Origin of the sequence: Escherichia sp. HH26CH (genome assembly GCF_009820205.1) — a bacterium.
Lineage (GTDB): Bacteria > Pseudomonadota > Gammaproteobacteria > Enterobacterales > Enterobacteriaceae > Escherichia > Escherichia coli_F.
Map to the genome: position 1 here is coordinate 216,206 of NZ_VNXM01000013.1, position 21,376 is coordinate 237,581.

The 21,376-nt window shown below is 44.7% G+C and carries 17 protein-coding genes; 9 read left to right on the plus strand and 8 right to left on the minus strand.

Annotation, left to right across the window (positions count from 1 at the left end; translation table 11 throughout):
* Nucleotide 1: 1 nt before the first annotated feature.
* The 3 genes from FQ015_RS05845 to ypdA are packed head-to-tail and all read right to left on the minus strand — an operon-like array spanning nt 2 to nt 3,317.
* Nucleotides 2-859, minus strand: coding sequence for an AraC family transcriptional regulator (locus FQ015_RS05845; protein WP_000648314.1), 858 nt, complete (start codon nt 857-859; stop codon nt 2-4).
* A gap of 11 nt (nt 860-870) precedes the next feature.
* Nucleotides 871-1,605 carry a two-component system response regulator YpdB gene (gene ypdB / locus FQ015_RS05850; protein ID WP_001295458.1) on the minus strand — a complete coding sequence of 245 codons (735 nt, stop codon included), beginning with the start codon at nt 1,603-1,605 and terminating at the stop codon, nt 871-873.
* Between the two features lie 14 nt (nt 1,606-1,619).
* Nucleotides 1,620-3,317 (minus strand): two-component system sensor histidine kinase YpdA, encoded by a 1,698-nt coding sequence (gene ypdA, locus FQ015_RS05855; RefSeq protein WP_000544359.1) that lies wholly within the window; start codon nt 3,315-3,317, stop codon nt 1,620-1,622.
* A gap of 376 nt (nt 3,318-3,693) precedes the next feature.
* Between ypdA and alaC the strand changes: the two genes are divergently transcribed.
* Nucleotides 3,694-4,932 (plus strand): alanine transaminase, encoded by a 1,239-nt coding sequence (gene alaC / locus FQ015_RS05860; RefSeq protein WP_000785914.1) that lies wholly within the window; start codon nt 3,694-3,696, stop codon nt 4,930-4,932.
* A 64-nt stretch (nt 4,933-4,996) separates the two neighbouring features.
* Here the strand turns inward: alaC and ypdK are convergent, their stop codons facing one another.
* Both ypdK and lpxP read right to left on the minus strand, forming a co-directional pair.
* A complete protein-coding gene (gene ypdK / locus FQ015_RS24120; RefSeq protein ID WP_010723117.1) occupies nt 4,997-5,068 on the minus strand; it encodes a membrane protein YpdK in 72 nt (23 codons plus the stop codon).
* A 355-nt stretch (nt 5,069-5,423) separates the two neighbouring features.
* Nucleotides 5,424-6,344, minus strand: coding sequence for a kdo(2)-lipid IV(A) palmitoleoyltransferase (lpxP, locus tag FQ015_RS05870; RefSeq protein WP_000484014.1), 921 nt, complete (start codon nt 6,342-6,344; stop codon nt 5,424-5,426).
* Between the two features lie 353 nt (nt 6,345-6,697).
* Here lpxP and FQ015_RS05875 point away from each other — a divergent pair, with 353 nt between their 5' ends.
* Nucleotides 6,698-6,940, plus strand: a complete 243-nt coding sequence (locus FQ015_RS05875; protein ID WP_000639883.1) for a YfdY family protein — start codon at nt 6,698-6,700, stop codon at nt 6,938-6,940.
* A gap of 76 nt (nt 6,941-7,016) precedes the next feature.
* Here the strand turns inward: FQ015_RS05875 and ypdI are convergent, their stop codons facing one another.
* Entirely contained in the window at nt 7,017-7,292 is a 276-nt protein-coding gene (gene ypdI, locus FQ015_RS05880; RefSeq protein ID WP_160523827.1) for a colanic acid biosynthesis lipoprotein YpdI, read from the minus strand.
* Nucleotides 7,293-7,587: 295 nt separating this feature from the next.
* On the opposite strand from ypdI, the gene FQ015_RS05885 reads away from it, so the two are divergent.
* From FQ015_RS05885 to yfdE, 5 genes are all read left to right on the plus strand, one after another.
* On the plus strand, nt 7,588-8,220 hold the full coding sequence (locus tag FQ015_RS05885; RefSeq protein WP_000825617.1) for a YfdX family protein: 633 nt from the start codon (nt 7,588-7,590) through the stop codon (nt 8,218-8,220).
* Nucleotides 8,221-8,733: 513 nt separating this feature from the next.
* Entirely contained in the window at nt 8,734-9,984 is a 1,251-nt protein-coding gene (gene frc / locus FQ015_RS05890) for a formyl-CoA transferase (RefSeq protein WP_000106772.1), read from the plus strand.
* Nucleotides 9,985-10,037: 53 nt separating this feature from the next.
* Nucleotides 10,038-11,732 carry an oxalyl-CoA decarboxylase gene (gene oxc, locus FQ015_RS05895; protein ID WP_160523828.1) on the plus strand — a complete coding sequence of 565 codons (1,695 nt, stop codon included), beginning with the start codon at nt 10,038-10,040 and terminating at the stop codon, nt 11,730-11,732.
* Between the two features lie 68 nt (nt 11,733-11,800).
* Nucleotides 11,801-12,745: a transporter YfdV gene (yfdV, locus tag FQ015_RS05900; RefSeq protein WP_000955028.1), complete on the plus strand. Its 945-nt coding sequence runs from the start codon at nt 11,801-11,803 to the stop codon at nt 12,743-12,745.
* A 73-nt stretch (nt 12,746-12,818) separates the two neighbouring features.
* Nucleotides 12,819-13,964, plus strand: a complete 1,146-nt coding sequence (gene yfdE, locus FQ015_RS05905; RefSeq protein WP_160523829.1) for a CoA:oxalate CoA-transferase — start codon at nt 12,819-12,821, stop codon at nt 13,962-13,964.
* A gap of 55 nt (nt 13,965-14,019) precedes the next feature.
* On the opposite strand, the gene evgS is transcribed toward yfdE, so the two are convergent.
* Both evgS and evgA read right to left on the minus strand, forming a co-directional pair.
* Nucleotides 14,020-17,613: an acid-sensing system histidine kinase EvgS gene (gene evgS / locus FQ015_RS05910; protein ID WP_160523830.1), complete on the minus strand. Its 3,594-nt coding sequence runs from the start codon at nt 17,611-17,613 to the stop codon at nt 14,020-14,022.
* Nucleotides 17,614-17,617: 4 nt separating this feature from the next.
* Nucleotides 17,618-18,232 carry an acid-sensing system DNA-binding response regulator EvgA gene (gene evgA / locus FQ015_RS05915; protein WP_000991370.1) on the minus strand — a complete coding sequence of 205 codons (615 nt, stop codon included), beginning with the start codon at nt 18,230-18,232 and terminating at the stop codon, nt 17,618-17,620.
* Nucleotides 18,233-18,647: 415 nt separating this feature from the next.
* Between evgA and emrK the strand changes: the two genes are divergently transcribed.
* The gene (emrK, locus tag FQ015_RS05920; protein WP_000435154.1) at nt 18,648-19,811 is read left to right on the plus strand and encodes a multidrug efflux MFS transporter periplasmic adaptor subunit EmrK; all 1,164 of its coding nucleotides are present in this window, start codon (nt 18,648-18,650) and stop codon (nt 19,809-19,811) included.
* Nucleotides 19,811-21,349, plus strand: a complete 1,539-nt coding sequence (emrY, locus tag FQ015_RS05925; protein ID WP_039020914.1) for a multidrug efflux MFS transporter permease subunit EmrY — start codon at nt 19,811-19,813, stop codon at nt 21,347-21,349. The genes emrK and emrY overlap by 1 nt, the downstream gene beginning before the upstream one ends.
* Nucleotides 21,350-21,376: the final 27 nt, after the last annotated feature.

Here is a 21,376-nt window from a genome sequence, read left to right on the forward strand (position 1 = left end):
ATTAGCCCTGAAAACGGGCGCTGTACTCTCCCGGTGTCAGGCCAAACTGACGCCGGAAGACGCGACAAAAATAGTCGCTGTCCGGAAAGCCGCAACGCTGCGCCACTTCATGAATCGACAGATGATATTTCTGCAAAATCATCCTCGCCTTCGCCATTCGCACCCAACGCACATATTCGATAAAACGCATTGTTCCATGCTGCGCAAACAGTTTTGACAGATGATTGGGCGTGATATTAAAAAACTGCGCCACGTTCTCACGGGTGAGCGGCTGGGCATAATTATCCTGAACCCAGTTACAAATGCTGTGATAGAGAAAATCGCCGCGCGGCTGCGAATTACCCGGCGGCATATTCACCACGTTGCGGCAAAGATGCAGCAAACTTAACACCAGCGGCTGAATGATATTCTGCTCCAGCGGCGAACGGCTAAGATGGGTGAGGGCAGTAAGCATTGCTTCACCTTCGCCGCGTTGCAGGCTGGGAAGTTGGATCTGGCGAACCGGATGCAACAACGACGTGGTGCGGCTATCGTAATACGATAAACCAAGCCAGGTCGGCGCGAACACCAGACTTAACAGCATTACCGGTTTGTTGTTGACCGGTAAATTAGCCGCGCGCGCAGGAATAAACAGCATTTCTCCTTCCACTATATGTTGCTGCTTTGCTTCCAGCAGATTGCCGTATTCGCCGCGCAGCACGATATCCAGACGGGGAAAATCAATACATAAACTGCCCACCGGCAACGAGGCCGGCTGGCTGGCAAACCAGACGCGCCCCAGTAGTTGCGGGTTAAGCACCAGGCCGCTGAACAGATCGGCGAAAAATTGTTGATCGGCGGGCAAGCCTGTTGCTTTCATGAAAATCCCGATTACAGATGCATTAACTGCCTGAATTCTTTTACTTTGCTACGGCTGACCGGTACTTCAAAATCCAGATCTTTCAGTCGCAGAATGTAGGTGTTATTAAACCACGGTTCGATTTCGCGGATTTTGTTCAGATTGACACAAAATGAGCGATGGCAGCGGAAAAAATGTGACGGCGGCAGCTTGCTGCAAAACTCGGTAATGTTCATCGGCATTACGTAGGATTCACGCCGCGTATAGACAAAGGTCATTTTCTCGTGCGCTTCGGCGTAATAGATATCGTTAATTGGCGTGACGATGATTCGCTCATCTTTCACCAGATTAATGGTGTCATTCTCACGCGTTACCGTCGCGGCAGGCGTACTGCTGGTCTGCTGTTGTTGCCAGGCTGCTTCCAGTTTTTGCAGCATCCCGGTAATGCGTGATTCCTGATACGGTTTGAGAATGTAGTCAAACGCTTCCAGTTCAAATGCTTCCACCGCATGTTCTTTCCACGCAGTGATGAACACAATAAACGGTTTATGGGCGAACTGGCTGATGTTTTGCGCCAGCAACACACCGTCCAGCGACGGAATATTGATATCCAGAAAAATGGCGTCGACGCGGTTATGCTGCAAAAACTTCAACACGTCCAGACCGTCGTCAAAGGTGCCGACAATCTCCATCTGGCTGTGCTCTTTAATTAGCCAGCTCAGTTCCTGTTGTGCCAGGAATTCGTCTTCAACAATGATGACTTTCACAATATCACTCCGGCTCAAAGCAATAACGTAGCCTGTGAGGCGACAGGGGTGCGTTGGTTAGGAATGTAAAACGCAATTTCCGTTCCTGGTTCCAGGCGGCGGATATGCAGCCCCTCGCCATACAATAACTTCACGCGATGATGGACATTCAGCAGGCCAATTTTATTGCCCGGCATTTCGTTCGCTTCGACCCGCTCAATGACTTTTGGATCGATGCCGTGCCCGGTATCTCGCACCGCAATGCGTACCCGATTACCGCACTCTGCAACGCTGATGGTGACAACGCCTTTACCTTTGCAAGGCTGAATACCGTGGACAATGGCATTCTCCACCAACGGCTGGATCAGCAGGCTGGGAATGCAGCAATTCACCTCTTCATCAATATCATAGATAACCGTCAGCTTGTCGCCAAAGCGGGCCTGCTCAATGGCAATATAGTCTTTAATTTGATACAGCTCTTTTTTGATATCGATTTGCTCATCGTCTTTTAATTCAATGTTATAGCGTAGATAACGCGACAGATTAAAGATTAACTGGCGAGCGGTATCCGGATTCAGACGGATCGACGATGAGATAGCATTCAGAGCATTAAACAGGAAATGGGGATTAATTTTGCTTTGCAGAGCGCGAAGCTCTGCCTTATTTGCCATTTCACGTAGCTGCTCGGCGCGTGAAACCTCCAGTTGGGTGGAGATGATTTGAGACAGACCGACAGCCATTTCCTGTAATGACGAGGTGATCTGATGCGCGTGGCAGTAGTAAATTTTCAGTGTTCCGGTCACAACGCCTTTCTCCCACAATGGGATCACCAGCATCGAATGAATCTCTGGCGTGCGGTGGGCTTCATCATTATTTTTAATAATGATTTTTCCGTAATTCATTGCCTGACGCGTTGTTGGGCTAATGAAGTCATCGCCATTCTGATAGTTGTGTTCACCTACGCCAACATAGGCCAGCACATGATCGGTGTTGGTAATCGCTACCGCATCGGCGTGAATATCATCGCGGATAATTTCACAAACTTTGCGTAATGACTCGCTATTGACATGGCGAAACAGCGGCAGCGTTTTGTTGGCGATATCCAGCGCCAACTTGGCCTGCCGCGCGGCGCTGGCCTCTTTTTCGCCCTCAACGCTTTGTACCAGCAACACAATAAAGCCGATACAAACGCTGCCGAGGATCATCGGAATCCCGATTTTGGAGACGATATCAATCCCCAGTGCAGTGGTGGGCGCCCAGACAATCACCAGAATCATCGTCAACGTTTCACATAACATGCCACCGAGAATACCGACGCGCCAGCGCTGTGCTTTGGGGATTTTCAGGTTGATCCAGCCTGATATGCAACCCGCGAGAATACTGGTGATAAAGCACGGAATTGCCGTCACGCCGCCGATGTCAATTAAATAACGGTGAATACCCGCAATCACACCGGTAATGATGCCTACCCACGGGCCAAATAGAATTCCGCCTGACATCACCGCGATAATACGTACGTTCACCAGTGAGCCTTCTACGGGAACGCCGGACCAGGTGCTGAACAGGGCAAACAGCGAGAAAATGGCGGTAACGGCGAGCAGCTCTTTCGGTGAGTGTGCCGACTTGTGCAACAGTTCGCGAAACAGGCGGATACGGATAAGAAAGAACAGGCAGATAAGCATTAACGCTGCCCGATCGAAGACCGCCAGCAGCATGTTGAATATTTCGTGCACGGGTGACTCTGAATAAGGATTAAACCTCTATGATAGGTAACCTGAAGGCTGATGACCAGCAGGCCGTTTTTGAGGAAATACCACAATTTTAAAAGGGGATTGAAAGTTAAATGGTGTATTAGCAATGCATCTCTTGAAAATGCACATCTGTTTGGTAAATTTATTGAAATTATAATGTTAATAAATTGAGTGGTAATTTTCTTGTTAGCGTAGATAAATTTCCTGTTTTTAAAGCGGAGTTCCTCATTTAAGGCTATTAACAAAAATGTTCTAAAACGCTGGACAGACAGAAATTAATCAGGCTATTTTCAAAAAAGCCACCATCGTGGCAGCGTCGCTCGGACGGTCCGGGCGCTCACGTTAATCTGAGGAAATTATGGCTGACACTCGCCCTGAACGTCGCTTTACGCGTATTGATCGTCTCCCGCCCTACGTTTTTAACATTACCGCTGAACTGAAAATGGCTGCGCGTCGGCGCGGCGAAGATATTATCGATTTCAGTATGGGTAACCCTGACGGTGCGACTCCGCCGCATATCGTCGAAAAATTATGTACGGTGGCCCAGCGCCCGGACACGCATGGTTACTCCACCTCGCGTGGTATTCCGCGGTTACGTCGCGCCATTTCCCGCTGGTATCAGGATCGTTACGACGTCGAGATCGACCCGGAATCAGAGGCTATCGTCACCATTGGCTCGAAAGAGGGGCTGGCGCATCTGATGCTGGCGACGCTGGATCACGGTGACACTGTACTGGTGCCTAATCCAAGCTACCCGATTCATATTTACGGCGCGGTGATTGCCGGGGCGCAGGTACGCTCAGTGCCGCTGGTGGACGGTGTTGATTTCTTCAACGAACTGGAACGCGCTATTCGCGAAAGTTATCCGAAACCGAAGATGATGATCCTCGGCTTCCCGTCGAACCCAACCGCGCAATGCGTGGAACTGGAATTCTTTGAGAAGGTTGTGGCGCTGGCGAAACGCTACGATGTGCTGGTGGTCCATGACCTGGCCTATGCCGATATCGTCTACGATGGCTGGAAAGCGCCGTCAATCATGCAGGTGCCAGGTGCACGCGATGTGGCGGTCGAGTTCTTTACGCTGTCGAAAAGCTACAACATGGCGGGCTGGCGTATCGGCTTTATGGTTGGCAACAAAACGCTGGTCAGTGCGCTGGCACGTATTAAAAGCTATCACGATTACGGTACTTTTACGCCGTTGCAGGTGGCGGCGATTGCGGCACTGGAGGGCGATCAACAGTGCGTGCGCGATATTGCCGAACAGTACAAACGCCGCCGCGATGTACTGGTTAAAGGGCTGCATGAAGCAGGCTGGATGGTCGAAATGCCGAAGGCTTCGATGTACGTCTGGGCGAAAATCCCTGAACCGTATGCTGCCATGGGCTCGCTGGAATTTGCCAAGAAGCTGCTTAATGAAGCGAAGGTCTGTGTCTCACCGGGAATTGGCTTTGGTGACTACGGCGACACCCATGTCCGCTTTGCGCTGATTGAAAACCGCGACCGTATACGCCAGGCGATTCGTGGAATTAAAGCGATGTTCCGTGCCGACGGTTTACTACCCGCCAGCAGCAAACATATTCACGAAAACGCGGAATAAACACCATCGCCAGAAATGCAAACAGGAGCCAGATGGCTCCTGTTTTTCATTGCACAGTTTGCTTTTAGATCATCAGGGCAAAAGTACCGGCCCAAACGATGACCATAAAAGAAATGCCCATAAAGAAATATTTCACTTTACATCTCTCCGCGTAATTACTGTTACGCCTGAATGACTTCATTACACCTGATACAGTGAGTTGACACCGGGCAAAACGACCTTAAAAGTCCTGCATTTTACCGTGGGCATCACCTCAGAATTCTGAGCTAAACTGCTCGAGACGGCGCTAATGTACGCCTAAAACTGAAACGAGACAAGAGGCATTTTCTTATTTACTTTTAGTAACTTACAAGTGTCTCATATCGGCGACAGTTTAATTTCTGACGGTAATAATTAGAGATTCAGCGAAGGAAAAAACCTTAAGAAAAAAGCCATAAAAACCATGAGGTTAATATGGCTGATTTGAGTAGGGAAAGAGTAGAAGCAATTTGTCAAATGTATAACGACGATTCTCCCACCGGGCGCGTTTTAAAGCGACGGTGGATCCAGAGGTATTGCTCAGGTGCGCGCATAATCTCTTTCTCGATAATCTTGTTCATATAGGCAGCGGCTTGATTTTCATCTGCCGGGTAGCCTTCCATTTCAGGGGTGATGAACAACCGATATCCGCTGTAATCCGTTTTTCTGACCATCGTTACGGTCAACATGGCTGCGCCAGAGAGACGAGAGAGGACATAGGTGCCATTGGTTGTGGCAACATTTTCTACCGCAAAGAACGGTGCGAAGGAGCTACCTTTACGACCATAATCCTGATCGGGAGCAAACCATACGGCTTCACCTTTCTTCAGCGCACCGACAATACCGCGCAGATTATTTCTGCCGATCATCGCTTTGTTAGAGCGCATGCGACCACGGGTCTGCACCCATTCCATCAGCTGATTATTATGCGGACGATAGGTGGCCATCATTGGCTGACAAAGTCCCATCACGCGGCCGCCCAATTCCAGCGACATAAAATGGACGCCGACAACCATCACGCCACGATTTTGCAGTTGTGCGCGTTTGAGGTTATCCAGCCCTTCAACATCAAACCATTTACGTACGCGACTGTCGGGCCAGAACCATGCCATGCCGGTTTCTACCAGCGCCATGCCGAGAGAACGAAAGTTTTCGGCAATCATCTTCTCGCGCTCTTCAGCAGAATGCTGTGGGAAACAAAGTTCCAGGTTCTTACGGGCGATAGATTCACGACGTTTCAGGAATGGTCGCGCCATCGTGCCGATACGCGTGCCGAGAAAACAGAGAACAGGGTAAGGAAGCTGTACCCAAAGCCAGAGTACACCAAGCCCAAACCATGTGAGCCAGTAGCGAGGATGTAGAAACTCGCGGGAAAATTTGCATTTTGGAAACATAGTTACCTTCTGTAGATACGAATTGTTGTATCGCAGAAGATTCCATGTCGACAGCGGTACACTCAATTGATTGGGCCATCATGTACGACAATGGTTCCTGTAAAGAGTGTAAAGACTAGTCAGGACATAACCACGAGGAGCATGAATGCGGTGCTTTTACTTTATCACCGGCTGACTGCTTTCAGCTACTGATTATTTATCGTGCAAAGTAAATATTTTTTTCGCACATTACAGTCTTGCATTTAACGTGCTGTTTTCATTAATACTTAGCAAAAATTGCCAGAGGTTAAGGATTGTCTTACTATTAAAGTGACTGAAGTTACAGGTTTTTTAGCGCGGCAGGAGGTTGAGCTATGATTTATTTATGGATGTTTCTCGCCCTGTGTATTGTCTGCGTAAGCGGATACATCGGTCAGGTACTGAACGTGGTCTCGGCGGTCTCTTCTTTCTTCGGCATGGTGATCCTCGCTGCACTCATTTACTACTTCACCATGTGGTTAACTGGCGGTAATGAACTAGTGACGGGGATATTTATGTTTCTTGCCCCGGCTTGTGGCTTGATGATTCGCTTTATGGTGGGGTATGGCAGGCGGTAGTAGTTCAGGATGGATCATTTGGGCAGGTGCTCACATCATCAACAGATATGATTGTTCACCTGCCATGTGACAGACGCTATCGCACTGGATGAATAAGATAATTCGCCTTTGTCGGAAAAGGGGGCGTGATGTCTTCTGTGAGATTTAATGGTGGCGCATCTTCTCTCATCTTAAACAAAATCGCCTGTGATGGTTGAAGTTTTGTAGAATGAGTTGTCGTCATCACTGACGTTTTTTCTGTCTCTTTATAGCTCGTCTCACTTCCACCACCAGAAATGGAAAATGCAAAAATATTGCATGCCATAATAGAGACCAATAAAAATAAGCTAAAAAGCATTAAGTTTACTTTCATAGAAAGTTATCCTGAGAATGGCTCACTGAGAACCTACGATGTTATGGCTGTATTTACATTTAATTAATCAGTATTTACATCGATATAATAAATGACATCTCTTTGTGGTATATAAGAATAGTTCTCTGCGACAGGAAGCATATTCCTACAATTGTAAGACTAAAATACTTCTTGCGATAATAACTACAACTGTAAGATAACCCTTTCAAAATGACCGTTGCTCTCTGATTTCTCATTTCATGCTCACCCAATATGATGGCGGCGTTTTCTAAAACTGTTAAAGAATGAGGTAAGTATGAAACGTTTAATTATGGCTACGATGGTCACAGCAGTTCTGGCATCTTCAACTGTATGGGCTGCTGATAATGCACCGGTAGCAGCACAACAGCAAACTCAGCAAGTTCAGCAAACCCAGAAAACGGTAGCAGCAGAGCGTATCTCTGAACAGGGTTTATATGCGATGCGTGACGTACAGGTAGCGCGCCTGGCTCTGTTTCATGGCGATCCGGAAAAGGCAAAAGAACTGACCAATGAAGCTTCCGCTTTGCTGTCAGATGACAGTACTGAATGGGCAAAGTTCGCTAAGCCAGGTAAAAAGACCAATATCAATGATGACCAATATATTGTCATTAATGCATCTGTCGGAATTTCTGAGAGTTATGTAGCGACACCAGAAAAAGAAGCAGCGATAAAAATTGCGAATGAAAAAATGGCGAAAGGGGATAAAAAGGGCGCAATGGAAGAGCTTCGCCTGGCCGGTGTTGGCGTAATGGAAAACCAATATCTGATGCCGCTTAAACAGACTCGTAATGCACTTGCTGATGCGCAGAAACTGCTTGATAAAAAGCAATACTACGAGGCAAACCTGGCGCTTAAAGGTGCGGAAGATGGAATCATCGTCGATAGCGAAGCACTGTTTGTGAACTAATGCTGACAGGCAGCATATTGAAGTAAAAGATTTTACTCCCTCCAGGCGACAATTTTTTATGACCACAATACGACCGATTGTGGTCATAAAATTATTTGGCGCTCGCGGTTCTATAAACACGCATTTTCTATTCCTCAAAGTAAACATCAATAATCCCGTGTCATCACGAAATCATTGTTTATGTTATGTTTTATGGTACGATTTAAAAATCGTAATCATTTCCCTAACTGTAAATCACAATCGCTTCTTACAGTTGTAAGAATAACATCACAAATGTCGCGGCTCTCTCTGATTACCGCAAACCAATATTTATCATATTCTTCTTTTTGTCCTCACTACTTACCATGCAAAAAGGAATTGGAAGTGGCGATGAAATGATTTTCAGCACTTGATACAGGAATTTAAAAATATCGAGTGCAGCTACGACGATATTTTGCGGATTATTTATAGAGGGCGTTATGCCTTAAATAAACGCTAAATTAACATATATTTAATTAACTAATAGGTATTGCTATGTCAACTCCACTTCAAGGAATTAAAGTTCTCGATTTCACCGGTGTGCAATCTGGCCCATCTTGTACTCAGATGCTGGCGTGGTTTGGCGCTGACGTCATTAAAATTGAACGTCCCGGCGTTGGTGACGTAACGCGTCGCCAGCTGCGAGATATTCCTGATATCGATGCACTTTACTTCACCATGCTTAACAGCAACAAACGTTCTATTGAATTAAATACCAAAACAGCGGAAGGCAAAGAGGTAATGGAAAAGCTGATCCGCGAAGCTGATATCTTGGTCGAGAACTTTCATCCAGGGGCTATTGATCACATGGGCTTCACCTGGGAGCATATTCAGGAAATCAACCCACGTCTGATTTTTGGTTCGATCAAAGGGTTTGATGAGTGTTCGCCTTATGTGAATGTAAAAGCTTATGAAAACGTTGCTCAGGCAGCGGGTGGCGCGGCATCCACTACGGGTTTTTGGGACGGCCCGCCGCTGGTAAGTGCTGCAGCGTTGGGGGACAGCAACACCGGAATGCATTTGCTGATCGGTTTACTTGCTGCTTTGCTGCATCGTGAAAAAACGGGGCGTGGACAACGAGTCACCATGTCAATGCAGGATGCCGTGTTGAATCTTTGCCGCGTAAAATTACGCGACCAGCAGCGCCTCGATAAGCTGGGTTATCTGGAAGAATACCCGCAGTATCCGAATGGCACATTTGGTGATGCAGTTCCCCGCGGTGGTAATGCGGGTGGTGGCGGTCAGCCTGGCTGGATCCTGAAATGTAAAGGCTGGGAAACCGATCCTAATGCCTATATTTATTTCACTATTCAGGAGCAAAACTGGGAAAACACCTGTAAAGCTATCGGCAAACCAGAATGGATTACCGATCCGGCATACAGTACAGCTCATGCCCGACAGCCACATATTTTCGATATTTTTGCTGAAATCGAAAAATACACTGTCACTATTGATAAACATGAAGCGGTGGCCTATTTGACTCAGTTTGATATTCCTTGTGCACCGGTATTAAGTATGAAAGAAATTTCACTTGATCCCTCTTTGCGCCAAAGTGGCAGTGTTGTCGAAGTGGAACAACCGTTGCGTGGAAAATATCTGACAGTTGGTTGTCCAATGAAATTCTCTGCCTTTACGCCGGATATTAAAGCTGCGCCGCTATTAGGTGAACATACCGCTGCTGTATTGCAGGAGCTGGGTTATAGCGACGATGAAATTGCTGCAATGAAGCAAAACCACGCCATCTGATATTAACGGGGGCTTCTGGCTCCCAATTTATAAAAATTTCGAGGTTATTAATCATGTCAGATCAACTTCAAATGACAGATGGTATGCATATCATCGTTGAAGCATTAAAACAGAATAATATTGACACTATTTATGGTGTTGTAGGTATTCCTGTGACGGATATGGCGCGCCATGCCCAGGCGGAAGGCATTCGTTATATTGGTTTTCGTCATGAGCAATCTGCAGGCTATGCGGCTGCGGCAAGCGGTTTTCTTACCCAAAAGCCAGGGATCTGCCTGACCGTTTCTGCGCCAGGATTCCTCAATGGTTTGACCGCATTGGCCAACGCAACAGTAAATGGTTTTCCGATGATCATGATCAGCGGCTCTAGCGATCGCGCGATCGTTGATCTCCAGCAAGGTGATTATGAAGAGCTGGACCAAATGAATGCGGCAAAACCCTATGCCAAAGCGGCATTCCGCGTTAACCAGCCGCAGGATCTTGGCATTGCGTTGGCACGTGCTATCCGGGTCTCCGTTTCGGGTCGCCCTGGTGGTGTTTATCTTGATTTGCCAGCAAATGTCCTGGCTGCGACGATGGAAAAAGACGAGGCATTAGCCACTATTGTTAAAGTTGAAAACCCATCGCCAGCGTTATTGCCATGCCCGAAGTCAGTCACTAGTGCAATTTCGCTGTTAGCAAAAGCAGAACGGCCATTAATTATCCTTGGTAAAGGCGCGGCGTATTCACAAGCTGATGAGCAGCTTCGTGAGTTTATTGAAAGTACCCAGATTCCATTCCTGCCAATGTCTATGGCGAAAGGGATCCTGGAAGATACGCATCCACTTTCTGCGGCGGCTGCGCGTTCGTTTGCGCTGGCAAATGCTGATGTTGTCATGCTTGTTGGGGCGCGACTGAATTGGTTACTGGCGCACGGTAAAAAAGGATGGGCGGCAGATACACAGTTTATTCAACTGGATATAGAACCGCAGGAAATTGACAGCAACCGCCCCATTGCTGTGCCAGTCGTTGGCGATATTGCATCCAGTATGCACGGTATGCTGGCAGAACTGAAACAAAACACATTTACGACTCCACTGGTGTGGCGCGATATTTTAAATATCCACAAGCAGCAAAATGCGCAAAAAATGCATGAAAAGTTAAGTACAGATACCCAACCATTAAATTACTTTAATGCATTGAGTGCGGTGCGTGATGTATTGCGCGAGAACCAGGAAATTTATTTAGTTAATGAAGGGGCAAATACCCTGGATAATGCACGAAATATTATTGATATGTATAAACCACGTCGTCGTCTGGATTGTGGCACCTGGGGTGTCATGGGCATCGGTATGGGCTATGCCATCGGTGCTAGCGTGACCTCTGGTTCTCCGGTTGTCGCCATTGAAGGTGATAGTGCTTTTGGTTTCAGTGGGATGGAGATTGAAACGATTTGTCGATATAACCTGCCGGTGACGATCGTTATTTTTAATAATGGCGGCATCTACAGAGGAGACGGTGTTGATCTCAGTGGCGCTGGTGCACCATCACCAACAGATCTATTGCACCATGCAAGGTATGACAAATTAATGGATGCATTTCGTGGCGTTGGATATAACGTCACCACGACAGATGAACTTCGTCATGCTTTAACCACCGGTATTCAGTCGCGCAAACCGACCATTATTAATGTGGTCATCGACCCAGCAGCAGGAACTGAAAGTGGCCATATTACCAAACTTAACCCAAAACAAGTCGCTGGTAATTAAATACTGACATCGTCTCCTCTTGCCAAATCATTATCGATGGTGAGGGGACCCTTATCGGAAATACTATTATGCTAACATTTTTTATTGGCGATTTATTGCCTATTATCGTAATCATGCTGTTGGGTTATTTTAGCGGCAGACGAGAAACTTTTTCAGAAGATCAAGCCCGGGCATTTAATAAACTGGTATTAAACTACGCTCTTCCTGCGGCCCTATTTGTTTCTATTACCCGGGCAAACAGGGAAATGATTTTTGCGGACACTCGCCTGACCCTTGTATCACTTGTGGTTATTGTCGGATGTTTCTTTTTCTCCTGGTTTGGTTGCTACAAATTTTTTAAACGTACCCATGCAGAAGCAGCAGTATGTGCATTAATTGCAGGTTCACCTACCATTGGATTCCTGGGGTTTGCAGTTCTCGACCCTATTTATGGTGATTCCGTATCAACAGGTTTAGTGGTAGCAATTATTTCTATTATTGTTAACGCAATTACTATTCCTATTGGTCTGTATTTGCTGAATCCCTCCTCAGGAGCGGATGGTAAGAAGAATAGCAATCTGAGCGCGTTAATCTCTGCGGCAAAGGAGCCAGTCGTATGGGCACCTGTTCTGGCAACGATCCTGGTGTTGGTTGGGGTAAAAATTCCGGCAGCATGGGATCCAACCTTTAATCTGATTGCGAAGGCCAACTCAGGGGTAGCGGTATTCGCTGCGGGTTTGACTCTGGCTGCACATAAATTCGAGTTCAGTGCTGAAATTGCTTATAACACCTTCCTGAAGCTGATTCTGATGCCACTGGCACTGCTTCTCGTTGGTATGGCATGTCATTTGAACAGCGAACATCTGCAGATGATGGTACTGGCAGGCGCATTACCGCCGGCATTCTCCGGAATCATTATTGCCAGCCGGTTTAATGTCTACACCCGCACTGGTACAGCGTCATTGGCTGTTAGCGTACTGGGTTTTGTCGTCACGGCTCCCTTGTGGATTTATGTCAGTCGACTGGTTTCATAATTAATCATGTTATTAATTTTCATAAATGCCGAAGAGTCTTTTCACCTTCGGCTTTTTTTCAAGGCATAAGCAAATGACCAATAATGAATGCAAAGGGCCGTTTGAAGGCTTATTAGTTATCGATATGACGCATGTCCTTAATGGGCCTTTCGGAACTCAACTTCTTTGTAATATGGGCGCAAGGGTAATTAAAGTTGAGCCGCCAGGTCATGGTGATGATACCCGCACATTTGGTCCCTATGTGGATGGACAGTCACTCTATTACAGTTTTATTAATCATGGCAAAGAGAGTGTGGTTCTTGATTTAAAGAATGACCACGATAAAAGTATATTTATAAATATGCTTAAACAAGCTGATGTATTAGCCGAGAATTTCCGCCCAGGTACAATGGAAAAAATGGGGTTTTCGTGGGAAACGCTACAAGAAATCAACCCACGTCTCATCTATGCTTCATCGTCAGGTTTCGGACATACCGGTCCGCTAAAAGATGCTCCGGCCTACGATACCATTATTCAGGCAATGAGTGGAATAATGATGGAAACGGGATATCCTGATGCTCCGCCAGTGCGTGTTGGCACCTCTCTTGCAGATCTCTGTGGCGGTGTCTATTTATTCAGTGGAATCGTGAGTGCGCTTTATGGCCGCGAAAAGAGCCAGCGAGGGGCGCATGTCGATATCGCGATGTTTGATGCCACTCTGAGTTTTCTGGAGCATGGACTGATGGCATATATCGCGACTGGGAAGTCACCACAACGTCTGGGAAATCGCCATCCCTACATGGCTCCTTTTGATGTTTTCGATACTCAGGATAAACCAATTACTATTTGTTGTGGTAATGACAAGCTTTTTTCTGCGTTATGCCAGGCACTGGATCTGACGGAACTTGTTGATGATCCCCGATTTAACAGCAATATTTTACGTGTACAAAATCAAGCTATTCTTAAACAATATATTGAGCGGACGTTAAAAACGCAGGCAGCTGAAGTTTGGTTAGCCAGAATACATGAAGTTGGTGTACCCGTAGCGCCGCTATTAAGTGTGGCTGAGGCCATTAATTTGCCACAAACTCAGGCGAGAAATATGTTGATTGAAGCTGGCGGAATAATGATGCCGGGTAATCCGATAAAAATCAGCGGCTGCGCGGACCCGCATGTTATGCCGGGAGCGGCAACGCTCGACCAGCATGGGGAACAAATTCGCCAGGAATTCTCATCGTAAATGTAAGATGTGCTGGTAAATAGCTCCCACATTTGAACCTTGTGGGAGCCGCTATTTAGCCATTTTGCTGACAGAAAACAGCAATCTCCTGGTCCAGTTCTGCAATGTGTTCTTTAACGGAGTTCAGCAGCTGAATAATTTCAGGCTTACTGTCATCTGAAATGGGCGTTATTTCTAACAGGTGGCTAAGATTAATCAACTTTTGCAAATTCAGGATGTTAGCCGCACCGTGGATGCGATGAATACACTGATGGAAAGTTCTGTTATCGCCAGCTTCTAACGCATGAAACGCAGCGGATAGATCTTTATGCGTTTCATGCTGGAAAGTCATGAGAATCTCCTGCATTAGTTGCAGATCGTTCGCCGTATTATTTTTCAGGGCTTCGATATCAAGGTGGCGATACTGAGGTGCAATATGCGCAACCTGGTGTAACTGACTTAAATGTGTTTTTAGTACATCCAGGGTTAACGGTTTGAACAAGCATAGATCCATGCCACAACTTAACCCTTTGTCGCGTTCATTAGCCTGTGCGTTGGCTGTAAGCCCCCAGATGGGTAAGGAAGAATTTTGCTCACGGAGTTTGCGAGTCAACTCAAAACCATCCATATTCGGCATATTAACGTCAGTAATAAGCAGATCATAATGTTGCATACTGACTTTGTGTAGCGCTTGCACACCATCAGTTGCTTCATCAACATCATATCCTAATAGGTTTAGCTGGCGTTTGAGTAATAGCCTGTTGGTCGGATGATCATCCGCGATTAATATGCTCAACTTTTCAGGGAGTGTCATAGGTTGTTCTGCTTTTGCCTCGACAGTCGCCACTTGTTGGGTAATTTCTACCGGGATTGTGATCGTAAATGTCGTTCCTATGCCTGGATGACTTTCTAATGACAAATCGCCCTGCATGTTTTTAATTAATTCTTTGCAGATCATTAAGCCTAAACCAGAACCTGTTTGCTGACGACCTGCTGTTGTTTGGCTATAGCGTTTAAACAGTTGTTGTTGTTCTTCCTGAGATAATCCGCTTCCGGTGTCCATAATGGTCATTTTGATAACAGCGTGGTTGTCATCAATATGAACCAGGGAAGTCGTAATTTTTACTGCCCCCTCGGTGGTAAATTTAAGGGCATTACTCAGTAAATTAGACAGCACCTGCTTAAATGCTTGAGGGTCGATTTTAACCAGGTAGCGTTCAGGAAGCGTACTGCTGCAATTTAATGCGATGGATTTGCTTGCAGCAATCGCACCGAAAGAATGACAAGTGTTCTGGACTAAAGTAGGGATATCGACCCATTGTGGTTGAAGTTGATAGTTACCCGACTCAATTTTGTCGACATCAAGGATTTCACCAATTAAGCCGAGGAGCGACTGTCCGGTGGCGTAAGCAAGTGAAATCGCCTCCACACGTTGCTCCTTGCTAAGACCTGAACCCGACAGAAGTTCCAGGAAGCCCATAATGGAGCTTATTGGTGTTCTTATTTCGTGACTCATTGTTGCCAGGAACTGGCTTTTTGCGACAGTTGCATTGATCGCTTTATTTCTTTCTACTTCGAGTGCATGAATTAAATCACGCGTCTCGGTAATATCTTGCCAACCACAAATATATACTGCATTGTCACTTGCAGGTAAATTGCATAATGTATGCCAATGATTAATGCATCTTTTTTCAGTACCATTATTAATTTCAAAAACTTGGCTATATATTGTTCTGTTTTCTTTTGTTTCTGCTGTGACTTCATGCACATTAGAAAAAACATCTTTAAAGGGGGAGTCACTGTTTTCTAATGGTAACATTGCATTTTTGTAGTAATCAGCAGTGAAATAATGTTCAAATGCACTATTGTGACTAATGACATTACCTTGCCAGTTTACAACATAAGTTGGATTCGGTAAGGAATCCGAGAGTGCTTTCCGGAATGATATTTGGTTTTCTAAATCACCCTGAATTACCTTACGACGACGAACTGAGCGTAACAGGTAGAATCCCCATAAAAGGCTACTGCCAACTAATAAAACGGATAAAGTCGTAACAATGTAAAATTGCTCACTATAGAGGTCCCATGTGTCAATGGTCACATTGGGCATTTTGATCCATTTTTCCGTCAGGCGCAGAACTTCGCTTGGGGGAATTGCATTCAATGCTTTATTAATAATATCCTTAAGTTCTGGTTCTCCGCGAGGAAAAGCGAACGAAAGCGATGCATTCTCAACGCCGGGAATAAGAAAATGATAAAGCTCATTAGGATAGTAATGGTCGATCATGTAACGCGAATTTAGCTGTGTCGCGACCAGGGCATCAAGTTCACCTTCCTTAACCTTGTGAAATGCAGCGCTAGCATTATCGACTTGTATCCACTCAACCTCCGGATACATCTCTTTCAATTGCGAATGAAGCTCATAATAATATGGAATGGCAACTTTCATTCCTTTTTTTAAAGTTTGTTCACTATCAGGCGCTTTTTGCATGACGAAAACGTAAGGCGTTGTTATGAATGCTTCAGCAAATAAAACATTATTTTCTCGATCTTCACTATAAATAGCGCCAGGTAAGATATCCCATCCATCGGGATTAAGCTGTGTTCCGGCATGGATATTGTGTGAAACGGTGATCGGAGAAAAATTTAAACCTGTTTGCAAGGTAATAATATTAAGAATATCCCCCATAACGCCCCGAACCGAGCCATTTTCATCAGTCATAGAATAGGGAGGGGAGTAAGGATTTTCCAGCACCTTTAAATCGGGATGTTGCTTAATCCACTGTTTTTCATGTTCAGTGAGTTCTAATGGTTTGTTCAGAAAGGCCAGGTTTCCTGTATCAAGCCAATTTTGTGATACTTCATAGCGAACTTCATTTGTTAAAGCATCAACAAACCGATTGAGTACTTCATTAAGAATGACGGATTCTTTTCTGGTCAAGAAAAAATTATATTGACGCGGCGAGTTATAATATTTCACTACATTTAAGGAGTGAGTGAAATAGCGGGAAATCATACTGCTGGTAATGATGTTACTACCAATAAAGTAATCATTATGTCCGGTAGAAACGGATGCTAATGCCTGATATAAATTTGTAAAAGAGATAATTGTTGCTTTTGGAAATGATTGATGAATTACCTCGTCTGGGGGGTAATTTGCTACCCGAGCAATATTTACTGGTTTTGGTGAGGTAAGCGGTCGCATTGAGTCGTGAAGGGTGGTTACCAGCGCCGGAAAGGTAATTATCAATGGTTTGGTTGCAGCAATGTCATTATTAAGAGGCGGAGAAGTAACTAAATGTGATAACACTATATCGACTTCACCTTCTGCAAGCGCGTCCATTGCTTTTTGATGATCTGCGTATTCCCGGAGTGTTAATTTGATATTTAACGCTCTTTTTAAAAGATTTAAATAATCCGCATTAATACCACGAACCCGTTGCTGCGAATCGGTATGCAACAACGTAGCCGTTTGGGACTTGTGTACTGCAATCACAAGATTTTTTTTGCTCGCTAACCAACGTAATTCCTTGTTGCTCAGACGTAGTGGATCAAGCGTGACACGGTTGTTACTACTGATGCCACGATATTCGATGTAATCTTCGTCTGCGAAACTTATGGTCGACCAAAGACCACAACAGAGAAGAAAAAAATAGGGTAAAAACTTCATGTGATTAGCCGATTTTGTTACGTTGCGCGAATGTGTAAAGATCCATCAGTGATTTACATTCTAATTTTTCCATCAGGCGACTTTTATACGTGCTGACAGTTTTGTTGCTGATGAACATTTTTTCCGCAATGTCATTATTGTCCTTGCCATCAAGAATATACCTCATGACACTAATTTCTTGTTTCGATAAGGAGTCGAGTTTTTGCTGGTCGGACGTTAAACTTCCAACAAACCGGTTGAGAGAGAAAGGGAAATAGCAGTAGCCATTTTTTGCAGCTTCAATAGCCGCAATGATATTGTTCATGCCTTCTTTTTTACTCACGAATCCATTAGCGCCAGCATCAGCACAATGTTTCCCGTAAAAATGGTCATTTTTAGCGGAGACGATAATAATAATTCCGCTATATTGGCGCTTCCTCAGCGTTTCTAACACCTGGATACCGTTAACTCCGGGGATATCGACATCAATGATGACGATATCAGGTTTAAGTGTTTCCACCCGCTGAACGGCACTTCCCCCTTCAGTCAACTCCGCTAAGATTTCAATATCGTTTTTGATCAATAAATTACGAATTGCTGCGATAGCAAGAGGATGGTCATCAATAATTATTGCGTTCATAGATTATTCCCTTTGCAATGAAGCATCTCCCTTCTCCCTGTAGTAATACAGACATAAGGCATCATCTCATTTTCTCAATCAAAATAAGAAAATTTGAGCTTCCTTTAAGATAATTCAACAAGTATACCATATAAATAGTCGGCATAAATGAAATGTCAACAATAAAATCAGGGATAATACCGCTAACTTATAGTTTCAAATGAGTACTATAAGGCTTCTTATTAATCCTACAGGCGTAAGAATTGTATTGCAAAAGTCACGGTTTAGTCCTCTGTTGTATCTTCTGCAACTCCTTTAAATTAGGCCTCCAACGTTCCTGGGATAATGTGTAACACATGCACTGTGTTTGATATGAAGAATGAATACTCTTTTCATTCAATTCATAAATTTCATCTATGCGAAATGAGAGATAATAGTGGAACAGATTAATTCAAATAAAAAACATTCTGACAGAAGAAAATATTTTGCTTTATTAGCAGTGGTTTTATTTATTGCGTTTTCAGGAGCCTATGCCTATTGGTCACTGGAATTAGAAGACATGATTAGTACAGATGACGCCTATGTTACGGGGAATGCTGATCCAATTTCTGCACAAGTCTCAGGCAGTGTCACTGTCGTTAATCATAAAGATACGAACTTTGTTCGACAGGGTGACATTTTAGTTTCACTGGATAAAACTGATGCTACGATTGCACTCAATAAAGCTAAAAATAATCTGGCAAATATTGTGCGACAAACGAATAAACTATACTTACAGGATAAACAATACAGTGCCGAAGTCGCTTCAGCACGTATCCAGTATCAACAATCTTTAGAAGATTATAATCGTCGTGTGCCGCTAGCAAAGCAGGGGGTTATTTCAAAAGAAACGCTGGAGCACACCAAAGATACGTTAATAAGTAGCAAAGCGGCATTGAATGCAGCTATTCAGGCTTATAAAGCGAACAAAGCCTTAGTAATGAACACACCATTAAATCGCCAGCCACAAGTTGTTGAAGCTGCGGATGCAACCAAAGAAGCCTGGTTAGCGCTTAAGCGTACGGATATTAAGAGTCCGGTTACTGGTTATATTGCCCAGCGAAGTGTGCAGGTTGGCGAAACAGTGAGTCCTGGACAATCGTTAATGGCTGTCGTACCGGCACGTCAAATGTGGGTTAATGCCAACTTTAAAGAAACACAACTCACGGATGTACGGATTGGTCAATCGGTTAATATAATCAGCGATCTTTATGGTGAAAATGTTGTGTTTCATGGTCGGGTGACAGGGATCAATATGGGAACCGGCAATGCGTTCTCCTTATTACCTGCACAAAATGCGACAGGGAACTGGATCAAAATCGTTCAGCGTGTACCGGTTGAGGTGTCTCTGGATCCAAAAGAACTCATGGAACATCCCTTGCGCATTGGTTTATCGATGACTGCAACCATTGATACCAGGAACGAAGACATTGCCGATATGCCTGATCTGGCTTCATCCGTGACGTCAATGCCTGCTTACACCAGTAAGGCCTTAGTTATCGATACCAGTCCGATAGAAAAAGAGATTAACAACATTATTTCTCATAATGGACAACTTTAATGGCAATCACTAAATCAACTCCGGCACCATTAACCGGTGGGACGTTATGGTGCGTCACTATTGCATTGTCATTAGCGACGTTTATGCAAATGTTGGACTCCACTATTTCTAACGTCGCAATACCCACAATATCTGGCTTTCTCGGAGCATCAACGGACGAAGGCACATGGGTTATCACATCGTTTGGCGTAGCAAATGCCATTGCGATCCCTGTTACCGGCAGGCTGGCACAAAGAATAGGCGAATTAAGGTTATTTTTACTATCAGTAACCTTCTTTTCGCTGTCTTCATTAATGTGTAGTCTTTCGACTAATCTTGATGTTCTTATATTTTTTAGAGTCGTCCAGGGATTAATGGCGGGGCCGTTAATTCCATTGTCACAGAGTTTATTATTAAGGAATTATCCGCCAGAAAAAAGAACATTTGCTTTGGCGTTATGGTCAATGACCGTAATTATCGCTCCGATTTGTGGGCCGATATTGGGTGGCTATATTTGTGATAACTTTAGTTGGGGATGGATATTTTTAATCAATGTCCCTATGGGGATTATCGTCCTGACATTATGTTTAACTTTACTTAAAGGAAGAGAAACTGAAACTTCACCGGTCAAAATGAATTTACCAGGGTTGACCCTGTTAGTGCTCGGTGTTGGTGGCTTGCAAATTATGCTTGATAAAGGGCGCGATCTGGATTGGTTTAACTCGAGTACAATCATAATATTAACAATAGTGTCAATTATTTCTCTGATCTCTTTAGTCATTTGGGAGTCGACCTCAGAGAACCCAATTCTTGACCTCAGTTTATTCAAGTCGCGTAATTTCACCATTGGTATTGTGTGTATCACATGCGCATATTTATTTTACTCTGGGGCGATTGTACTTATGCCGCAGTTGCTGCAGGAAACTATGGGGTATAATGCGATATGGGCCGGGCTTGCCTATGCGCCAATCGGCATAATGCCACTATTAATATCGCCTTTAATAGGACGTTATGGCAACAAAATTGATATGCGTGCATTGGTTACATTTAGTTTTTTGATGTATGCGGTTTGCTATTACTGGCGTTCTGTGACATTTATGCCAACGATTGATTTCACAGGCATCATTTTGCCACAGTTTTTCCAGGGATTCGCCGTTGCCTGTTTCTTTTTACCCTTAACAACGATTTCGTTTTCAGGGTTGCCAGATAATAAATTTGCCAATGCCTCGAGTATGAGTAATTTTTTTCGTACCCTGTCAGGATCAGTTGGTACGTCGTTGACAATGACGTTGTGGGGACGACGCGAATCGTTACACCATAGTCAGTTGACAGCAACCATCGATCAATTTAACCCCGTGTTTAATTCATCATCACAAATTATGGATAAATACTATGGTTCGCTTTCAGGGGTTCTTAATGAAATTAATAATGAAATAACCCAGCAGTCACTTTCTATTTCTGCAAATGAGATTTTCCGTATGGCGGCTATTGCTTTTATCTTACTTACAGTTTTAGTTTGGTTCGCGAGACCGCCGTTTACAGCGAAAGGCGTTGGGTGATGGTAAAAAGAGGAGGCTAGAGCAGGT